This window comes from Pseudomonas sp. DW-iso3, from assembly GCF_058725305.1.
In genome coordinates this window covers 225,653-242,607 of record NZ_JBZXDZ010000005.1, presented here as the reverse complement: position 1 = coordinate 242,607, position 16,955 = coordinate 225,653, and the positions used below count along the sequence as shown (strand labels likewise).

Here is a 16,955-nt window from a genome sequence, read left to right as displayed (position 1 = left end):
ACTATTTCAAATAAATGTGTCGCCGAAAGGGCAATCTAGAGCCAAGTGAACCAGAGCCCCCAGTAGGCAGCCAAAAAAATCGCAAGACGATACAACCCTACCGCCCACCGCTTGAGTGCTATGGGTATGGAGGCCAACTCTGCCTCAGTCACGAACCTGTCTTTCACATGTCGTTTTGGCGTTGTGAGGATACTGATCATGAGGCACATGCGATTAAATCTAGCAAACCGCTGGTTTTCCCAGCGTTGCAGAAGTTTGCGTACCTCTGCGTTTTCACTGAAGTAACTTTCCAACTCGTCGAGTTTTGTGCGCGTGGCATAACGCACCAGTCCCACAACAACAAACGTCCCAATCACCATCACGATGGTGTAGGCAAAAAACCATGACATTGTTAAGCCCCCTCTGGTTGAAAGATCAAATCACCCTCCATCTCGATGACCTTGCCGCCTAGGAACTTGCCACCGTCGCCACCTAGATTGCCTCCTGCATACCCGCCAGCAGCGCCCCCAACGATTGCGCAGGTCAGAGCACCGCTTCCTCTCGTCGCGACACCTAAAAAAATGGTGCATGCACGACGAGTTAGCTCAGCACCCAACACGCCTCCCCCCGCCGCCCCCAGCACGCCCCCCATAAACGTCCCCGTCTCCACATACTTCGCCCTTCGACACTGTGCCTCCCGCCCCGTCACACACGCCTCCTTGATCTCCAACCCCGCCACGCCCACGTCCAAGGCCAACCCCACATAAGTCCCTCTGCCCAACCACTTCGATGTCTGCGCCGTCTCCCGAATCCGCTTCGCATACCCCGCGATCTCCCCCTTGTGCAAATAGCTCTTGGTCGAAATCCCCAGCACTTTCTTCAACGACTCATTGCCCTGCAACCCCGCACCAACCCGCGCCGCACCTTGCAGTCGCTGATGCAACCGCTCGATGTCCTCCAGCGTTTGCGCCACTTCATTCAGGTGCCGCGCCCACGCCGACGTCACGCTGCCGATGCCAATCGAGCCATTCGCCATGAAACTCTGCAGCAAGTCATAGTTGTCGATCACCGCTGCGCCGCCCGCTGCACTCATCTCCAGGTGGCGACGCACCTCTTCGGCATGACGCATCAACCACGCTTCCTCGACCGAACAATTCACGCTGTGGCCGTCGGGGACAATCACAGTTGCCCCGGCGCCACCAGGCCGGGCCGCAGGTGCCGGTTCAACACGTCAAAATGATCGGAGCGCGGTCGACTCAGGGCGCCGCCCATCACTCGATTTTTCAAACTCTGATAGTCCGTCGCGCGGTCATTGATAAAGCTCTGCTCCATGCTTCACATTCCCGATGCGATGAAGATGGCGTCGAAATATAAGCAAGCGCCTACGCCCCGGACACAAGTCCAGGGGGGCAGATTTACATTTGGGAATCGGCCTACACAGCGAAGAAAAGGAGCCTACGGAAACCGCGCTAGTACCCGGTCATTTCCAGGTAACCCACCCCACCTTCGAACTGCACCGGCCCCTCCCAGTACGGAATACTCAGGTTCATCCAGGCATTCGGATTGACTGCTTGGGTGGTGATGTCCAGCTGCTTTGCGGGAATTTTCAGCGACCAGCGCGTGGGAATCTTGCGGCCGTCAATCGTGCTGGTTTCCAACGGTACGAGCTGGATATCAGCGTTGTGCAGCGTCTGTGTCTGGCCTTGCGCGTCGATCCAGGTGCCCGTGAGATACCCGGTGCCGTTGGTTTGTCGCACTCGGAACAGCATCAACTGTTCGCCACGGTCCAGGTGCAGGGAGAACCAATCCCAGCCGGTCTGGCTGGCGCTCAGCGGTTGGCTGCTCCACTCGCGGTCGAGCCAGGCCGGGCCCGTGACTTGATACACCTTACCGTCGAGAGTGACGCTGCCGCTGGCACTGAAGAACGGCTGGCTGTAGTAGTACGATGCCTGGCCCTGGTCGGACTTGCGGCTGTAGCCATTGTCGCCCTGCAACACCAACGGGCGACTGGAAGTCAGGTGCAGGTCGTAGGCGAATTGCGCACCGCTGGCCTTGAGTTGCATGTCCGCCAAGCTGCTCGCGGCGCCGGGGCGGGTGACGAAATGCCAGTCGTCGATCCAGGCGTTGAATGGCTTCGCCTGGGCTCCAGCCTGGCCCACGCCGCCGCGCGCGTAGCGCTCAGCGGCATAGTGTTGGGTGGCGGAAGTCACGGCGGCGTGGCCAAGCCAAATGGTCGAATCGCGCCAGCCAGCCTGTGTCGGCCCGGCCTTGAGGGCATTGCGGAACAACGTCCATTGCACACCGAATACGTTGCCTTGTTCATCCCTGAGATTGGCGGTGACGTACCACCACTCGATCCGAAACCCCGCGTGGGGGCCATGATCCTCGGGGAAGCTGAACACCTTGCCAGGCACCACTTGGGCGAAGTCGGCCGCATCACTGCCCAAGCCGGCGAAGCTCTCCTCTGGCGCGGGCACTTTGTCGCAAGCGGCCAGTAACAGGAACGTCCACAGCAGGCACTTAATCTTCATGGGCAAACGTCCTCAACAAGTCTGCCGGACGGCTGCGGTACAACTGCCACAGCGGCCAAGCCGAAGCCAGCAACGTGGCGAGCATTGCCAGCCCGAGCAATTGCGCCAATTGCCACGGGAACACCTGCAACGGCAGACGCCAGCCAAACGCCTGCACATTGATTACCGCATCCAGGCACCAGGCCAGCAGCAGGCCCAGGGGCAACGCCAGGATCAGCGTGAGCACAGCCAACAGCCAGGTCTGGCCAAGGTTGAGCAGCATCAATTGCCGTCGCGTGACACCCAATGCCCACAGCGGCGCGAGTTGACCGAGGCGGCTCTGGCTCTGGGTCAACAGGCTGATGAACAGCGCCACACCGGCCACGCCCAGCGTCAGGCTGTTCAATGCGGCAGTGGCGGCGAAGGTGCGTTCGAACACCTGGCTCGACCAGCCTTTGAGTTGTTGCTGATCGATGATACGGCTGTCATCCAGGGCAAAGGCGCGTTGCACCTCGCGCACCAGTGGCGCCACATTTTCCGGCGCAACCCGCAGGTTGAAACGCGCCGGCGACAGCGTCGGCCAGTGGGTCAACAGGTGCGTGGAATTGACCAACATATGCCCCTTGGGGTTGCCGTAGTCGGCGTAGACCCCCACCACCTTCGGCGCCCACACGCCTTGGGGCGTGGCAATGTTTACGCTATCGCCCAGCCTCACGTTGAGCCGGCGCGCCAGTTGCTCGCTGAGCATCAGGGTGTCGCCTTGCTGCAACTGGTCCCACGGTTTATTGGCCGCTTCCAGCAGGGGCCAATGCTGGCGATAGGTCGGGTCGTCGACCACGCCAAACAGGTCCGCCGGCCAACCTTGCAGTTGCACGGCGACCTGCCAAGTGGGCAGCACGGTTTGCACCAACGGTTGCTGCGCCAGCCAGGTGCTGAGTTGCTGTGCCTGAGCCGGGGTTTGTGGGTTGAGGTACAGCTCGGCGGTCAGGCGTTGCTCCAGCCAATTGTTGAAGGTGTAACGAAACCCCGAGGTCATCGAACCCGCCCCGATGTTCGCAGCCAGGGCCAGCAACAGTGCCATTAACGCCAGGCTCAATGCCGGCAATTGTTGGCGGCAATCAGCCAGAAACCATTGGCCGAGCACCGAACGGCTGCGCCCCAACACGGCCTTGAGCAGGCCATTGAGCACCACCGGCAACCCCAGGGCGGCACCGAGCAGCAACGCCGCCATCAACACAAAACCAGCAGCCAGGCTGTTGCCCAACCACAGCGCCAGCACCGCAATCAACAGCGCCGCACTGGCCACCCAGCCTTGGCGACGCAACCAGCGTCCATGGGCTTCATGCCAGGCCTGTGCATTGGCCAGCGCCAGCAAGGGCAAACGCGCCGCCCGCCACAGGCTACTGGCGCCGGCAAGCAAGGCACCGAGCAGGCTCAAACCCAACCCCGCGCCCCACCACCAGGGGCTGAGGTTCAACTGCCCCGGTACCTCAGCGCCATACAACCCGCGCAGGCTGGCGGCCACATCCGGCAACAACAGGCTGGCCAACAGGTAGCCGCTGGCCACGCCTAACACACCGCCCAGCAATGAGAGCGCGCCCAGTTCCACGCTGAGGCTGGCAATCAACATCCGCACACTGACGCCACAGGCCCGCAGGGTGCGCAGCAGTCCGCGCCGTTGCTCCAGTGCCAGGCCGATGGCGGCATGCACGATAAATAGCCCCACTACGAAGGACAAAAAGCCCAGTGCGTCGAGGTTCAGGTGAAAGCTCTCGGTGAGGCGTGCGAGGTTATTATCCTCGCCCTGCTTGAGTTGCAGCCCGGCGGGCGCCGTGGGCTGGCCGGCAGCGAATGCCTTGTCCACCAGCAGGCGCGATAGGCGACCCGGCATCTCCAGCACCGGTTGGGCAAACCCGATATCGGTGAGCAATAGACCGGGAGCCATATCCGCTTGGATTTGCAGCGGCGGCAGGGTGTGTCCGCTCAGGGTGGTTGGCTGTTGACCTTCATGCAGCCCCAAGGCCTGCAAGGTCTGCGGTGCGATCCAGGTACGCCCCGGCGGATCGAAAAACGCCAGCATCTGCGCCTGACTCAAACGCTGCCCCGCCACCGCACCGCTGCCGGGCAACGACACCGGGTCAATGCCCATCAGTTGCAGGCGCACGTCTGGCTGTCCCTCGAGCTGCACCCGCCCCTGTACCACCGGCGACACCGGCCATCCGGCACGGCGCAATTGGGCAAAGACCTCTTGGGCGAAACTGGCGTCGTCCGGCGTACCGAGGCTGGCTTGGGGTTCGCCGCCGATCAATTGGCTGGCGCGGGCATAGCTATCACGCGCCTGGCTGTTGAGGGCTTGCACGCCGACCAGTAACGCGGTGGCCAGCCATAAGCCGGTGAGCACGCTGAAAAACTGCACAGGATGCCGCCGCCAGTGGCTGAGCAACGCGCGCAGGGTCCAATGAAAGACCGCCATGTCAGGCGACGCCCGCGGGCACGACACGACCGCGGTGCAGCACCACCTGCTGGTCCAGCCGGGCGGCGATGCGCGGGCTGTGAGTGACCATCAGCAGGCTGGTGGGGCTGTCACGCAGCAAGTCCAGCAGCAGTTGCAGCACTTCGTCGCTGGTGGCTTCGTCCAGGTTGCCGGTGGGTTCGTCGGCCAATAACAGACCCGGCCGTGACGCCAATGCCCGCCCCACCGCGACCCGTTGCTGCTGGCCGCCGGAAAGCTGTTCCGGATAGCGCTTGAGCAGATCACCCAGGCCCAGGCGCTCCACCAACTGGGCCTGCCACTGCGGGTCAAACCGCCCCGCTAATCGCGCCTGAAACGCCAGGTTGTCATCCACCCGCAGACTGCCGATCAGGTTGAACTGCTGGAACACCAGCCCGATGTCCGTGCGCCGCCAGTGGGCCAGCTGCGCTTCGCTGAGCTGATCGAGGCGCTGCTCGCCGACCTGGATGCTGCCACCGTCCACCCGGTCCAGCCCGGCCACCAAATGCAGCAAGGTGCTCTTGCCGCTGCCCGACTCGCCCATCAATGCCAGGCTGCTGCGCTCGGCCAAATGCAGATCCACACCGGCCAATACCGCCAGAGGTCCCTGGGGGGTGGCATAGCTTTTGAACACACCTTGCACCTGCAGCATGACGACACTCGTTTGATAGGGGGGCAATCGAGAATAACGGCTGCCGATCCCGGCCATGCAAATTTTTCACATGGATTTCACCGGCTAACCACCCTGCACACTTTAGATTACCGGCCATGGGTCGTTCGCCGGCAACTTGTTAGTTGCCCCGCCTGACAACTTTTTAACCGCAGCATGTTCAGCCAAAAGACAGCCTCCGTGTGACAGCCTCTGGCTTCACTGTGGGCATACGCCAACACGTTGCACCTAACTAATACAACTTTGCCAACACTGCCCATGGTGACTGAAGTGGTTGACTTTACCCTGACCAAACCGCGCTCGCGATGGGTCTTTATCAAGCGCCTGCGACGCCTGTGGCTGGGGCTCTTCGTGGTGGGTTTGCTGTTCGCCGCCAGCCTGCTGTGGAACGCATCGCCAAAGGACCTGGGCATCGGCAATCGCCTATTGACCTCCCACATGCTGCCCCTGTGGCGCGACGGCGACCTGATCGTGCTGGTGCGCCACGAAGAACGTTGCGACCGTTCGACCAACCCTTGCCTGGGGCCCGTGGAAGGCCTGACGATCAACGGCAGCCAGAACGCCGAAGCCCTGGGAAAAGCCTTTAAAACATTGGGTATGGAGGGCAGCGACGTGCTGGCCAGTCCAACCATCCGCACCGCCCAGACCTTACGCTTCATGTTCGGCAAAAATGAACTGACCTCCGGCCAGCAAGCCGTCTGCGGCGCGGCCATGGGCGAAGAATTGCTCAGTCACAAAACCCCCGGACGCAACCTGGTCTTCGTCACCCACAGCGGTTGCATCGCCGACTTCGAAAGCACCCTGGGTTTTCCCCGTGCCGCGTTCCCCAAATACGGCAGCGCCTTGTTCGTGCAGGTATTGCCCAACGGAAAATTCAACACGCTGGGCATCGTCAACAGCCAGGACTGGCCCGCCGCCTTAAAACAACTCTAGACACTTTCCTGTCTGTTTGTTCAGCAAAAAGACAGCCCTGCTCTGGCATGTTTAGTTGCGCCTTTTAACTAAGGACATCATGACTATTTCCCGTAATTCAGTGAGCGCTGTGATTTTTTCTTCTACTTCATTACTTGAAAGCCCCGCAACTAAACGTCAGGGAGCGACGTTTGCATGACTCGATTAAAACCCCTGCCGATATTATTACTGGCCTTTGTCGCCTTTTACCTGCTTCCCCTGGGCCTGCACGGCTTGTGGACCCCGGACGAAACCCGCTACGCCCAGATCAGCCAGGAAATGCTCCAGAGCGGCAACTGGATAGCGCCGCATTTCATGGGCATCCGCTATTTCGAAAAGCCTGCCGGCGGCTACTGGTTGATCGCCCTGGGCCAGGCGGTGTTCGGCCAGAACCTGTTTGGTGTGCGCATCGCCTCGGCCCTTACCACCGGATTGAGCGTGCTGCTCGCCTATCTGATCGCCCGTCGCCTGTGGAAAGACCCTCGCAAAAGCTTCGCCTGCGCGCTGCTCTACCTGAGCTTCGGCCTGGTGGCCGGGCAAGCGGGTTATTCCAACCTGGATCCGCAATTCACCCTGTGGGTCAATCTGAGCCTGGTAGCCCTGTGGTTTGCGTTCGACAGCAGCACATTGCGCGGCCGTCTTTGGGCCTGGGCCGTCGTGGGCCTGGCCTGCGCCCTGGGTTTCCTGACCAAGGGTTTCCTGGCCTTGGTGTTGCCGGTGCTGATTGCCGTGCCTTACATGCTCTGGCAACGCCGCCTGGGCGAACTGCTGTGTTATGGCCCGCTGGCCGTGCTGGTGTGCTTGCTGGTGTGCGTGCCTTGGGCACTGGCGGTCCATCTGCAGGAACCGGACTTCTGGCGCTTCTTTTTCTGGAATGAACACATCCGCCGCTTCAGCGCCGACAACGCGCAACACGTGCGGCCATGGTGGTTCTTCCTGCCGATCATCGCAGTGGCTTGCCTGCCCTGGGCAGGGTTGCTGCCGACCACCCTGCGCAAGGCCTGGCAGGAAAAGCGCCAACCGGCGATCGCCTTCCTCGCCTTGTGGCTGCTGTTGCCGCTGGGTTTCTTCAGCTTGAGCAAAGGCAAGCTGCCGACCTACATCATGCCGTGCCTGCTGCCCCTGGCCTTGTTGATGGGGCATACACTGGTCAACCTGATCAACAACGGCCGCGCCCGCACCCTTTGCCTCAATGGCCTGCTCAATTTCCTGATCGGCATGGCCGCCATGATCGTGCTGATCTACCTGCAAATCGCCCGGCCGCTGTACAGCAACAGCCACGCGGAGATGTTCAGCCTGTCCCTGGCGTTTATCGTGTTGTTGGTGTGGATCCTCACTAACCTGCTGCAAGCCTTCCGCCCGCTGACGCTGTGGGCGATGCCGACCTTGGGCATTGGCGTGCTGGTTATCCTGCTGCCGGCGAGCATGCCGGAGTGGATCGCAGACAACGAAATGCCCGACCAGTTTGTGCTCGAACACCTGGAAGAACTGCAACAGACCCAAGCCCTGCTGAGCAACGAACTGGGGAATGCCAGCGCCCTGGCCTGGCGCCTGAAACGCCCGGAAGTCGCGTTGTATGACACCGAGGGCGAGTTGCGTTATGGCTTGCAATACGCGGGGTCAGTACATCGCAAAGTGGGGTTGGAAGACGTGCAGGCCTGGCTCAAGGAGAAGCGCCTTATCGGATCGGTCGGCGTACTGATGCGCGTCAACAGCACCCGTGAAATGCGCGAAGCCGGGCAACTACCGCCAGGAGGCAAACGCTACTACAAAGGCTCCCTTGAACTGATCATCTATCCGCAATCGCCTTGATGGCTACGTTCTGGAAGACCGAACGCGGCGCGCTGTCCTGCAACTGGTTGATCATTGCCAATGCCCACTAGCTGGGTGGCCTCGGTCCTGGTCACTGCGTCTTCCGTACGGGATCGGCGCCTGGCTGAGCGTGTGGCGGATCTATCTGATCAACGAACAGCTGCTGTGCTGATGCTGCTGATACTGGGCGTGGTTTACCCGTGGAGCAACGGAAATGGCGGTGTGCCGCGCTTTGCCGAAGACGTTCGAACCGCGGCGCCCTAAAGCGCGCTGTGGGAGCGTGGTGTCCATTCCGCAGCCCAAATATGAGGCGGTCTTATCCTTTTGGCAGGCTGGCGGCGTGAATAAATGCCTCATCCAAGCTATTAGCGCTGTATGCATCCATGAAGCCTTGCGCATCAGTGAAACGGTTGAATTGTCTTTGACTCAACATGTAGAAATCATCGCAATGCGCAACGATCTCATCGACATTGTGTGATGAAACCAACACCGCGACACCTCCTGCCGCGGCCCCCTCCAGACAACGCCAGATGTGATAACGGAACTCTGGATCCACACCCGCAGTGGGTTCATCCAATATCACAAGGTCCGGGCTGGCGCAGAGCAGGGACAACGTAAAAAACCAGCGTTTTTCCCCGTAGCTGCAGAGTGCAGATTTTTTGTTCCAGATCTCGCCGTAACGCTCTGCGATGCCTGGGCTCCATTTTTCGATTTTATCAAGCGCATGTTGTTGGGTGACCTTGGTGTCAGAGCAAAACAGCATGGTCATTTTGAAGATGTCGAACATGCGAAATACAGGGGGTGTGCTGATGATCTGCGACAGGTAGAGCAGCTTTGAGAAGGCGTTGTTTATCGCGCCGCCATCCATTTTCTTCAGGCCGCACAGCACATCAAAAAAGGTGGTTTTGCCGGAGCCATTTGGACCGAGAAGGCCTGATATGGAGCCGGCCTCGACTGTCAGAGAAGCCTTATGAAACACGATATGAGTTCCATATCTGACATCAAGAGAATCTACAAGAAGTCCCGCCATCAGTAACGGCTCCAAACAGGGTTAATCAGTAAAAACCGGCACATCACTAAAAACAAAAACGAAAGTGAAATAATAACCACCAAGACAACCATCCCACATTCCATCACTCCGTCCAACATAATCCTATTCGCCCACCACATCGGATTAAAAAAACTGATAACCCCTAATGCCGGACTTACTGGACCCACACTCAGAATTCCAAGTGCTAACATCGTGAGGGACACAATAGAAAAAAGTGTACTCGTATTTTGAAAACCTAACGGGACCAGTGTCAGCAACAGCGAGGGAATAGAAAAAACAAGAAAACAAACGTAAAACCGTCCAATAATCACGAGATACTCGGCAACATCCACACGCCCTGAAAAAATACGGGTAAGTAAATAAAACACAGAGCCATACAATATCGACACAACTGTATATGCGAAAAACTGCCCAACCAAAAAGACAACCTTAGTACGCCCCGTATAAACAAAAGACCGAAGAAAACCACTTTCCCTCCGACCGACCATATAAAACGCCAGCCCAAACAATGCCACGTTCGATGACACAAAAGCATAGAACCACGAAGTACTGGAGAGATAATCCACAGCCGAACTATTCAGTGGCGCACGCACGTAGGTAATCAAATAGTAGGTCACCACTGGAGATATCACCGTCCAAAACAATGCAACAGGCTCTCTGAGCTGTTCTTTTATAAATAACGCCGCTAACGAGACCGGTCTCGACACACAATAAAAAACCATCACTCACCTCACGGAAACGGGACCATCACTGCTAATCTGGAGCCGAGTATCGATAACTCAAACGCTCTGGAATACTGATTTATCAAATTGAAATTCTTCGAGTTATTCATGTGAAGAAACAAATCAGGGGAGACGAATTTAACGAAAACCCCCACCACGCCATTAACCTCCTCAATTTTTGAGTAGAAATAGCCAGAGATACCCAATTGCTTTAGCACTGACAAAAAATCAGGCACTGTAAAATCCTGCAGAGACCTACGCCCTCCACACTCCAGCACATCAACAACATCTTGATAGGTCTCATAAGCATTGCAACTTAAAAAATAACGTATATATGAATCTTCAAGCTTTGATTCTTCAGAACCAGTAGCCCTGAACACATTCATGAAGCGAAAAGTCTGCCACAACTCAAGCAAAGATTTTTCCAACGCAATAGACATATCCGACGAATAAGCCATCCCAGCACAATATTTTACGTGCCGACCGTCTTTCTCTTGCCCATATACAACCAATATGCAAAACCCCGGAAATCTAGTATCAGATATATCTAAAAAGGTTATCTCCCCCGACATGGATAGCGCATTGTATAGGTGTAGAACGTCCCGCCTCACCAATAACTGCACCACTTGTTTAGAAGAAATCCGCGAACGACACGTCTTCGTTAACCAGAACCTGACAAGAAACTGGCGTTCAAGATATTCTTTTATCGCTCCTAAGAAAGCTATATCTGCGCACCAATGGAAGCTGCACCCACATGTATCCCGAAGAGGGTAGAGCACGCTATCATCACCGAGATTATAGGACGAGAGCGAAATACAGGCAGTCGGGATAAAACACGTAGAGAAGTCAGAAGCCCTGACCACCTGGCTTAAAGCAAACTTATATCCACCGATATCTGCAAGAGAGACTTTCTTATTCGACGTCTGAACGAACGCCTCCGCGAAACCGAGAGCTTCACTTTCTGACAGAGTCTCACTAAGAAACCCGCGTTTTTTTGAAAAAACCTCCCTATAAAAATGTCGGCGTTCGAAATACTCACCTATAGCAGTTTTGATCGAGTTTGAACCTCCTCCTACACCAGATCCATTCACCGAGAGGAAATCTGATATTTCTACGGCGCTTGGCAGGCCGAGCATCCCCGCAGGCTGAAAAAGAAGTACTCCGGGGAGATCCGGCTTATGCATTTCATTAATAAGCTTCATGCCGCTTACCTATAAAATGAACACACATTGGTAAAAACAGAGCCGGGTTAATTCCCAGGACTTTACACAGCATGAGGTCCGTATACGCAGACCATAGCCGAGATGACAGTCCCAAGGACTTGGCTTGCAGCTCGACAAGCATGTAAATTGAGCCAATCTCCATCAGAGCCATTCGATACCCACGATACCGATACTTGAAGAGATTTTTAGGCATATAGACCGCGTAGACTATCGCCAGACTGGGCGTCCCAATACTATTAGACGAAAACAGCAGTGCCGCCTTGAGTTCCTCTACATCAACCTGAATCTGCATCACCTCAAATTTTCGGGATCTCGGAAGCAAATGGAGTACTTTCCCGGGACAGGGCCAGGTGGGGTTGTCCTCAGTCATTGAGCAGAGGAAAACTTCGGCAGGGTACAGTGCGCCACCGCTCGGATACCCTCTTTTGCAGGATTCAATACTCCTTGATAATAATGGCCACATAAGCATCTCTACATCCGAGAACGCTAACAAGTGAGGCGAAAAGTGCTCACATGACTCATTTCTGTACAGCGTTTTTTCTCTTTCCTCTTGGGAGACGTTTATCGTCAGCGTAAGATCCATATCGGGATAAAGGGCCAATTCATTCCCTGTCAGTTGTTCAAGGTTTTTTTCATTTAATCGATGGAGGCTCGTGCGGCCTTTGATCGCCCCATGAAATACAAAATTACCCTTATTATGAAACTCAAGCACCTCACCGTAAACCGAGGACTCTATAAACCTTAGATAGTAATCGTGCGGAATATTTTTCATTCACGCGCCCTCAAACAATCACACATATACCAGTGCGAATTAGGCTCTTCTGAAATGTGACCATCCATTAGCCGAAGATGTGAGCTATGCAGAACGTCATCCTGATACTTATGCCCATCGTTATACTCGGTGAAGAATTTAATCTTTTTTATAACCGCACCGACAACAATCATCTCCTGATAAAGACTGAGCGCCTTGGTTGGCACACCTACATGCTTGTTTTTACAAAACGCCAAAATACTTGCCCAGTCGTTCCTTGAAGTCTTCACCAACTGATTGGGAATAAACCTGTCGACGCTACAAAAATGACACGGATTCCCTATCTCCGGGATATAAGGCTGCCCGATGCAAAAAACACTACCCATTTGCCAACAAACGCTAATGGCACTTTTAGGAGACGCACGTACGAGATCGAAATACAAGCTCTTAACACGATCATAATCATACACATAGCACAACAGTACAATAAAACACCTTAAATTCCGGACCGCTTCAACCGATTCACTTGAGAATGATCTAAACTCCAAAGACGTGGACAGCTCGCCCCTGAATAGACTTTCTATATCAACCTGACCTCCCCAATCATGGATAACAATAGTTTTCTCAAAATATATTTCCTCAACCGACCTCAGCGGGATTACTCTCTCTAAAAATGCAAAGGCATCACTTTGATTCAACCCACTTTCTGCCAACACCTCATCCAACTCGACCTTCGTCATCACCTTCGAAAGCTTTAGTTTCCGAAGCGCCTTTAACAATGGCTGAGAATGGATTTTTGAAATCCCAATATCGGAAACCAGAAGACTTTCGGTTTCAAAGTTCAGGATTTCGTAATTGGGTATGATGATATTCATTGCACGATCTCCTGTAGAGGTTTTCTGGAAAACCAGAAAACCTCATTAGGTGAGTGAATACTGAATCTACTCATCCGCCGGTGGGGGCTCTATTATCGAGTTATGGCACTCCCCGCTCCCCCCATTACACCCGCCGCCTCCACCACATCCTCCGCTACCCCCGCACCCACCTTGACTTCCCGAGGCTCCGGCGTTACCCGCGTACGGGTTGAACCCTTCCTCACTTTCAAAGCTAAAAACAAACTCCCCAAACGCTTCATTGTTCATGTCGGATCTCCAGCTTTGTGAAGCTATTGACTTTAGGTCGCTCATCAACAAGCAACAAAATCAAATCTAGTCCGACTGGAGAATCTCGCAACAACAATAAAAAATTTATGTAGGACATATAACTTATAATTTTAGGAAAATTCATTCATGAATTTCGGAATCCAAACAATTGCCAAAAATATAAAAACCGTCGCCACCCACGCATTAAAAAATCAATCTAAATAAAATTAATACGTTGCAAATCGTCTAACCAAAAGCAACAGCCAACACCAATATCGATTTTTTTTGCAAAACAGAACTTTTCTCGACAGGTGTGCAGAATAAATCCGACAAGTGGCGCTGCTTGTCTCTAAGGGTTTGCTATCTGCGCGACGCTAATACTGGCTGCTTACCCGCGTAGTAACTGCGCTCGCCGAGGATGTGCGAACAGAAGCGGCCAAACGCGCGCCGTGGCAGCAGTACCACATGTGGGGGAGCCTCTGGCGTACTTAGGCGAAGATCATGGGGTGATAACCACCCAACCAGATAATGACGAGCGGTGGTTTCATAAGCGTGAGGATGGAAGCGTGGCGTTTGTGCCAACGCTTCGATAGACAGAGGTTTCATCGGCCCGACAGGTCGATCTTCTCGCGGGTCCCCGCATCAATAAGACCGTGGAGCCTTTCAAACAAAGGATCGGCATCCGTGTAGCCTTTTCCGTAGGTCAGGTTGAATCCGTAGTCGAAACCAGGATTGAACCCGTTCATGCGCGACATACCGGCCTCGGCCGTGTCCACTCGCAAACCTGCCACCAGCGCCTGCACCGTCGGATGCTCGACCACATCCTCAAACAAGGTACGCCGTACTCAGCAAGTGTCAGGAACTCAGGTCGCTGGTCACTCGTCCTCCTGCAACACAATCGCGCGGTTGGTCACCCGTTACAGGTCGGACAAGCGCTGGGGTGAGCAACGTCGTCCAGCAAGACGTAATCCATCGAGGGCGATCAGACCTGTAACTTCCCGTCGCCGAGCGCTCGAACAACCTGTATCTGTTTCACCGGATATCGCGCTTGAGTATCGGTATTCACCAATTCAGAGCGTACCGACTCCACGTGCAGAACGCTGACCGTAGACCCTTTGACAAACGGCAGACTTACATAACTGGCCTCAGCAGGCGCAGTACCTCGTAGTTCCTGAGAGAACAGAACTTCACCTGTCGCAGTCCTCACCCATACGGCAATATAGATCGTTGAAAAATAATAGTGCGGCGCACCGGGGTGCACTTGGATAGCCACTTGCTGAGTCGCTGTATTAATATTGATTTCCGCGACCGACCTATTTTCAAGTCCAGGCTGACTCCAGGTAAAATAGTTACCCGAAACGACTGGTCCCCCCGTGTCCGCGTAAGAAATGATCAAGTCCTTATACAGGCCGATAAGCGTGTCTTTTTCGGCGCCGTCGAACGTATGGATCGCTGCGAAGACATCCATCACAGGTGCTGATCCAGCATGGAGCAATACATGCGGTGTTTTTCTGATTTCATCGGCCGCGGCTGCAATTCTGGTCTTGAGGTTATCCGCGGGCCAGCTGCCCATCTTGATATTTTTAAAACCCTGCGTTGTAACTTCTAAAAAATTATCTATTGCCTTGAGGTCAATAAATGGCTGCAACCTCGGAACTTCTCTCAGCCGAACAGGTTCCTGGTGGTGAACGTTGACAGTACAACCCGGGGCTATCGGAAACTCATACACGCCCACGAGCGCACCCACGCCCGGAAGTACCACATCGCACAATATAAAGCCATTCAAATCCCTAACAAGAACACTTGCATACGTCGCAGAACCAAAGTAAGAGTGTGGCGTGGTACTGACAACACTGAACGAAGCCCTGCACGATTCCATATCAATACATAACGTTGCAATTTTCCCATCGCCAAGTCCCAAAAAGTCAATTGTTTGGGAAGCCAATGAAGTCCCCTTCGCCAGCACGCTATCTAACTCAACGAGATTGTTCATATTGGCGGCCACTTCCACGTACGTGTAATTTTTGATGAGATTCCCACTGGTCATCGCCGGGGGCTGCAAGGTATAAACACCGATTGGCAGCCCCTTTACTTCTAACGTTGGTGAAATCACCTTAACGACCCTTGATATATTGCTACCCGTCCGAATGACAAGGGATTTGCCTTTATTTTCGAAATAGGCTCGCTCTGTCATTCTCAGTGTCACGTCGCCCTTGAGGTCGGTCTCCAGGAGGGATTTGCAATCAACAAGAGACAGTGGCGTCTTTAACTTCAGGCGTCGTTGAATGGAGGCCAGCTGTTCGGGAGGAACAACCCTGTACAAGGGGCAACAGGGTTGATAATTGGCATAGGCAGTGTTGAAGCTAACCGCATTCGTGACGTTGGCCCCCACTTGCGTCATGAACGGGCCGACATCCAGGTTGGTTCGTTCAGCCCAGCGTGTGACGAAGATATCTTCCAAAGGAAAGGTGAGGTAATTAAACCCTTCAGCGTTGGCGAGTCGTCGATAATACTGATTAAACTCGGTAAATGCAGGCTCACCGACTTTATCAATGACAAGCATAAATATGAAAAGCAACTCACTCAGGGGCCACATCGAAAGGGGGACGTCACTATCAATACGACTACGCACGGCATCAAAGGTAGCCTGAGCATTTCCCCCATACATCCAACCACGCTCATACACACTGTCGCCCATCATCTTATGCTGATAGTACGTTGCGTATATATTATTCCAAACCTCACCGGTCGGTATCGAACTATTATACATCGCTAACGTTTGATAACCGTGAGCGATCTCATGCAGCGCACACCAATTATCGGGGCGGGTATCCAGCCAACAAGGCGCGATAGTTGCTGCCACTTGGGCGGTCCAATACTGACCATAATACGCTGACCCTCCTCCGTCCTTATCAGCCTTGATAAAATAACGATTGAGAATATTTTTATCCGTAGGCACTGTTGCATCAAGCGAAATACCCGCCAACCGATTAAAATATTCAAACACATTCACATAATAGGCTTCAAGGGCGCCCAGACCTTCCGCCTGATGCAGCTCCTTGAGCCTTGACTTATCAACTGCCGGCACCAGCAAATTTGCATACGTTGTTTGAACAAGTGTAAACGCCGAGTCAGTTTCATCCCATTGCCGAAAAAACAAGTCAGCATCATCACCCGCGCGATAGGTCGGCAATACATGCTCACCCACCGCCGAATATTCAATTTGCACATCGATGGGAATATAGGGTGTACGAATAAAGGGGACCGATGCGCTAGTCACAGTAAGTGTCGTCCACTCTCCAGTGATCCTAACGTAGGTTTCCGTCGATCCGCTATCATTCAGCATATCCAACTCTAACACGGTGTCCATTGGACTCGATCGACGAATTGAAAAGCTGGCACCGGCAGGCAACGCAATGCCCAGCGACTGGCGATCATGGTAAATACCTTTGCTAAAGCCGGTCCCAAACAACCAGGACGGATACTCTAACGTATAAGGCTTGTACGTTTTCACACTATCCTTTAACTCGATCATTTCAACACTCGCACAGTGATTCGCCCATCCAAACTTAAGCCGAAATCAACTGCGCAGCGACTGTTATAAATGACAGTTTTTTATAATTAGTTCTTTGCCCCCTTAAAAGAAAAGCATC

At 54.4% G+C, this 16,955-nt stretch carries 14 protein-coding genes and 1 pseudogene; 3 read left to right on the top strand and 12 right to left on the bottom strand.

The features are described 5' to 3' along the window. Nucleotides 1–35 precede the first annotated feature (35 nt). The 5 genes and pseudogenes from AC4PS7_RS16225 to AC4PS7_RS16205 form a co-directional block, all read right to left on the bottom strand. Complete coding sequence (locus AC4PS7_RS16225) at nucleotides 36–389, bottom strand: hypothetical protein (RefSeq protein ID WP_069672509.1); 354 nt, start codon at nucleotides 387–389, stop codon at nucleotides 36–38. A 2-nt stretch (nucleotides 390–391) separates the two neighbouring features. After that, a pseudogene (locus AC4PS7_RS16220) lies at nucleotides 392–1,311 on the bottom strand (hypothetical protein). 137 nt (nucleotides 1,312–1,448) lie between these two features. Further along, entirely contained in the window at nucleotides 1,449–2,510 is a 1,062-nt protein-coding gene (locus tag AC4PS7_RS16215) for a lipocalin-like domain-containing protein (protein WP_137205546.1), read from the bottom strand. Beyond that, a complete protein-coding gene (locus AC4PS7_RS16210) occupies nucleotides 2,500–4,962 on the bottom strand; it encodes an ABC transporter permease (RefSeq protein ID WP_492179617.1) in 2,463 nt (820 codons plus the stop codon). The genes AC4PS7_RS16215 and AC4PS7_RS16210 overlap by 11 nt, the downstream gene beginning before the upstream one ends. A gap of 1 nt (nucleotide 4,963) precedes the next feature. After that, complete coding sequence (locus tag AC4PS7_RS16205) at nucleotides 4,964–5,632, bottom strand: ABC transporter ATP-binding protein (protein ID WP_010209278.1); 669 nt, start codon at nucleotides 5,630–5,632, stop codon at nucleotides 4,964–4,966. A gap of 276 nt (nucleotides 5,633–5,908) precedes the next feature. Between AC4PS7_RS16205 and pmrG the strand changes: the two genes are divergently transcribed. From pmrG to AC4PS7_RS16190, 3 genes are all read left to right on the top strand, one after another. Further along, complete coding sequence (gene pmrG, locus AC4PS7_RS16200; RefSeq protein ID WP_010209274.1) at nucleotides 5,909–6,583, top strand: lipopolysaccharide core heptose(II)-phosphate phosphatase PmrG; 675 nt, start codon at nucleotides 5,909–5,911, stop codon at nucleotides 6,581–6,583. A gap of 174 nt (nucleotides 6,584–6,757) precedes the next feature. Further along, nucleotides 6,758–8,413 (top strand): lipid IV(A) 4-amino-4-deoxy-L-arabinosyltransferase, encoded by a 1,656-nt coding sequence (arnT, locus tag AC4PS7_RS16195; RefSeq protein ID WP_137205547.1) that lies wholly within the window; start codon nucleotides 6,758–6,760, stop codon nucleotides 8,411–8,413. Between the two features lie 60 nt (nucleotides 8,414–8,473). Beyond that, nucleotides 8,474–8,677 (top strand): hypothetical protein, encoded by a 204-nt coding sequence (locus AC4PS7_RS16190; RefSeq protein WP_080662759.1) that lies wholly within the window; start codon nucleotides 8,474–8,476, stop codon nucleotides 8,675–8,677. Between the two features lie 52 nt (nucleotides 8,678–8,729). Here the strand turns inward: AC4PS7_RS16190 and AC4PS7_RS16185 are convergent, their stop codons facing one another. From AC4PS7_RS16185 to AC4PS7_RS16155, 7 genes are all read right to left on the bottom strand, one after another. After that, nucleotides 8,730–9,443: an AAA family ATPase gene (locus AC4PS7_RS16185; protein WP_010209270.1), complete on the bottom strand. Its 714-nt coding sequence runs from the start codon at nucleotides 9,441–9,443 to the stop codon at nucleotides 8,730–8,732. Next, nucleotides 9,443–10,186, bottom strand: a complete 744-nt coding sequence (locus tag AC4PS7_RS16180) for an ABC transporter permease (RefSeq protein ID WP_492179616.1) — start codon at nucleotides 10,184–10,186, stop codon at nucleotides 9,443–9,445. Before AC4PS7_RS16180 ends, AC4PS7_RS16185 begins: the two co-directional genes overlap by 1 nt. A gap of 8 nt (nucleotides 10,187–10,194) precedes the next feature. Then, nucleotides 10,195–11,388 carry a YcaO-like family protein gene (locus tag AC4PS7_RS16175; RefSeq protein ID WP_029529098.1) on the bottom strand — a complete coding sequence of 398 codons (1,194 nt, stop codon included), beginning with the start codon at nucleotides 11,386–11,388 and terminating at the stop codon, nucleotides 10,195–10,197. Further along, entirely contained in the window at nucleotides 11,375–12,181 is an 807-nt protein-coding gene (locus AC4PS7_RS16170; protein ID WP_044287427.1) for a SagB/ThcOx family dehydrogenase, read from the bottom strand. Before AC4PS7_RS16170 ends, AC4PS7_RS16175 begins: the two co-directional genes overlap by 14 nt. Beyond that, nucleotides 12,178–13,035, bottom strand: coding sequence for an McbB family protein (locus AC4PS7_RS16165; RefSeq protein ID WP_010209265.1), 858 nt, complete (start codon nucleotides 13,033–13,035; stop codon nucleotides 12,178–12,180). The genes AC4PS7_RS16170 and AC4PS7_RS16165 overlap by 4 nt, the downstream gene beginning before the upstream one ends. Nucleotides 13,036–13,904: 869 nt before the next feature. Then, on the bottom strand, nucleotides 13,905–14,135 hold the full coding sequence (locus tag AC4PS7_RS16160) for an HD domain-containing protein 2 (protein WP_010209264.1): 231 nt from the start codon (nucleotides 14,133–14,135) through the stop codon (nucleotides 13,905–13,907). 149 nt (nucleotides 14,136–14,284) lie between these two features. Further along, nucleotides 14,285–16,837: a putative mucin/carbohydrate-binding domain-containing protein gene (locus AC4PS7_RS16155; RefSeq protein ID WP_044287428.1), complete on the bottom strand. Its 2,553-nt coding sequence runs from the start codon at nucleotides 16,835–16,837 to the stop codon at nucleotides 14,285–14,287. Between the last annotated feature and the right edge of the window lie 118 nt (nucleotides 16,838–16,955).

Coding starts and splice junctions, on each gene's coding strand:
- AC4PS7_RS16225 (WP_069672509.1), bottom strand. CDS start 389: ATGTCATGGTTTTTTGCCTACACCATCGTGATGGTGATTGGGACGTTT.
- AC4PS7_RS16215 (WP_137205546.1), bottom strand. CDS start 2,510: ATGAAGATTAAGTGCCTGCTGTGGACGTTCCTGTTACTGGCCGCTTGC.
- AC4PS7_RS16210 (WP_492179617.1), bottom strand. CDS start 4,962: ATGGCGGTCTTTCATTGGACCCTGCGCGCGTTGCTCAGCCACTGGCGG.
- AC4PS7_RS16205 (WP_010209278.1), bottom strand. CDS start 5,632: ATGCTGCAGGTGCAAGGTGTGTTCAAAAGCTATGCCACCCCCCAGGGA.
- pmrG (WP_010209274.1), top strand. CDS start 5,909: ATGGTGACTGAAGTGGTTGACTTTACCCTGACCAAACCGCGCTCGCGA.
- arnT (WP_137205547.1), top strand. CDS start 6,758: ATGACTCGATTAAAACCCCTGCCGATATTATTACTGGCCTTTGTCGCC.
- AC4PS7_RS16190 (WP_080662759.1), top strand. CDS start 8,474: ATGCCCACTAGCTGGGTGGCCTCGGTCCTGGTCACTGCGTCTTCCGTA.
- AC4PS7_RS16185 (WP_010209270.1), bottom strand. CDS start 9,443: ATGGCGGGACTTCTTGTAGATTCTCTTGATGTCAGATATGGAACTCAT.
- AC4PS7_RS16180 (WP_492179616.1), bottom strand. CDS start 10,186: ATGGTTTTTTATTGTGTGTCGAGACCGGTCTCGTTAGCGGCGTTATTT.
- AC4PS7_RS16175 (WP_029529098.1), bottom strand. CDS start 11,388: ATGAAGCTTATTAATGAAATGCATAAGCCGGATCTCCCCGGAGTACTT.
- AC4PS7_RS16170 (WP_044287427.1), bottom strand. CDS start 12,181: ATGAAAAATATTCCGCACGATTACTATCTAAGGTTTATAGAGTCCTCG.
- AC4PS7_RS16165 (WP_010209265.1), bottom strand. CDS start 13,035: ATGAATATCATCATACCCAATTACGAAATCCTGAACTTTGAAACCGAA.
- AC4PS7_RS16155 (WP_044287428.1), bottom strand. CDS start 16,837: ATGATCGAGTTAAAGGATAGTGTGAAAACGTACAAGCCTTATACGTTA.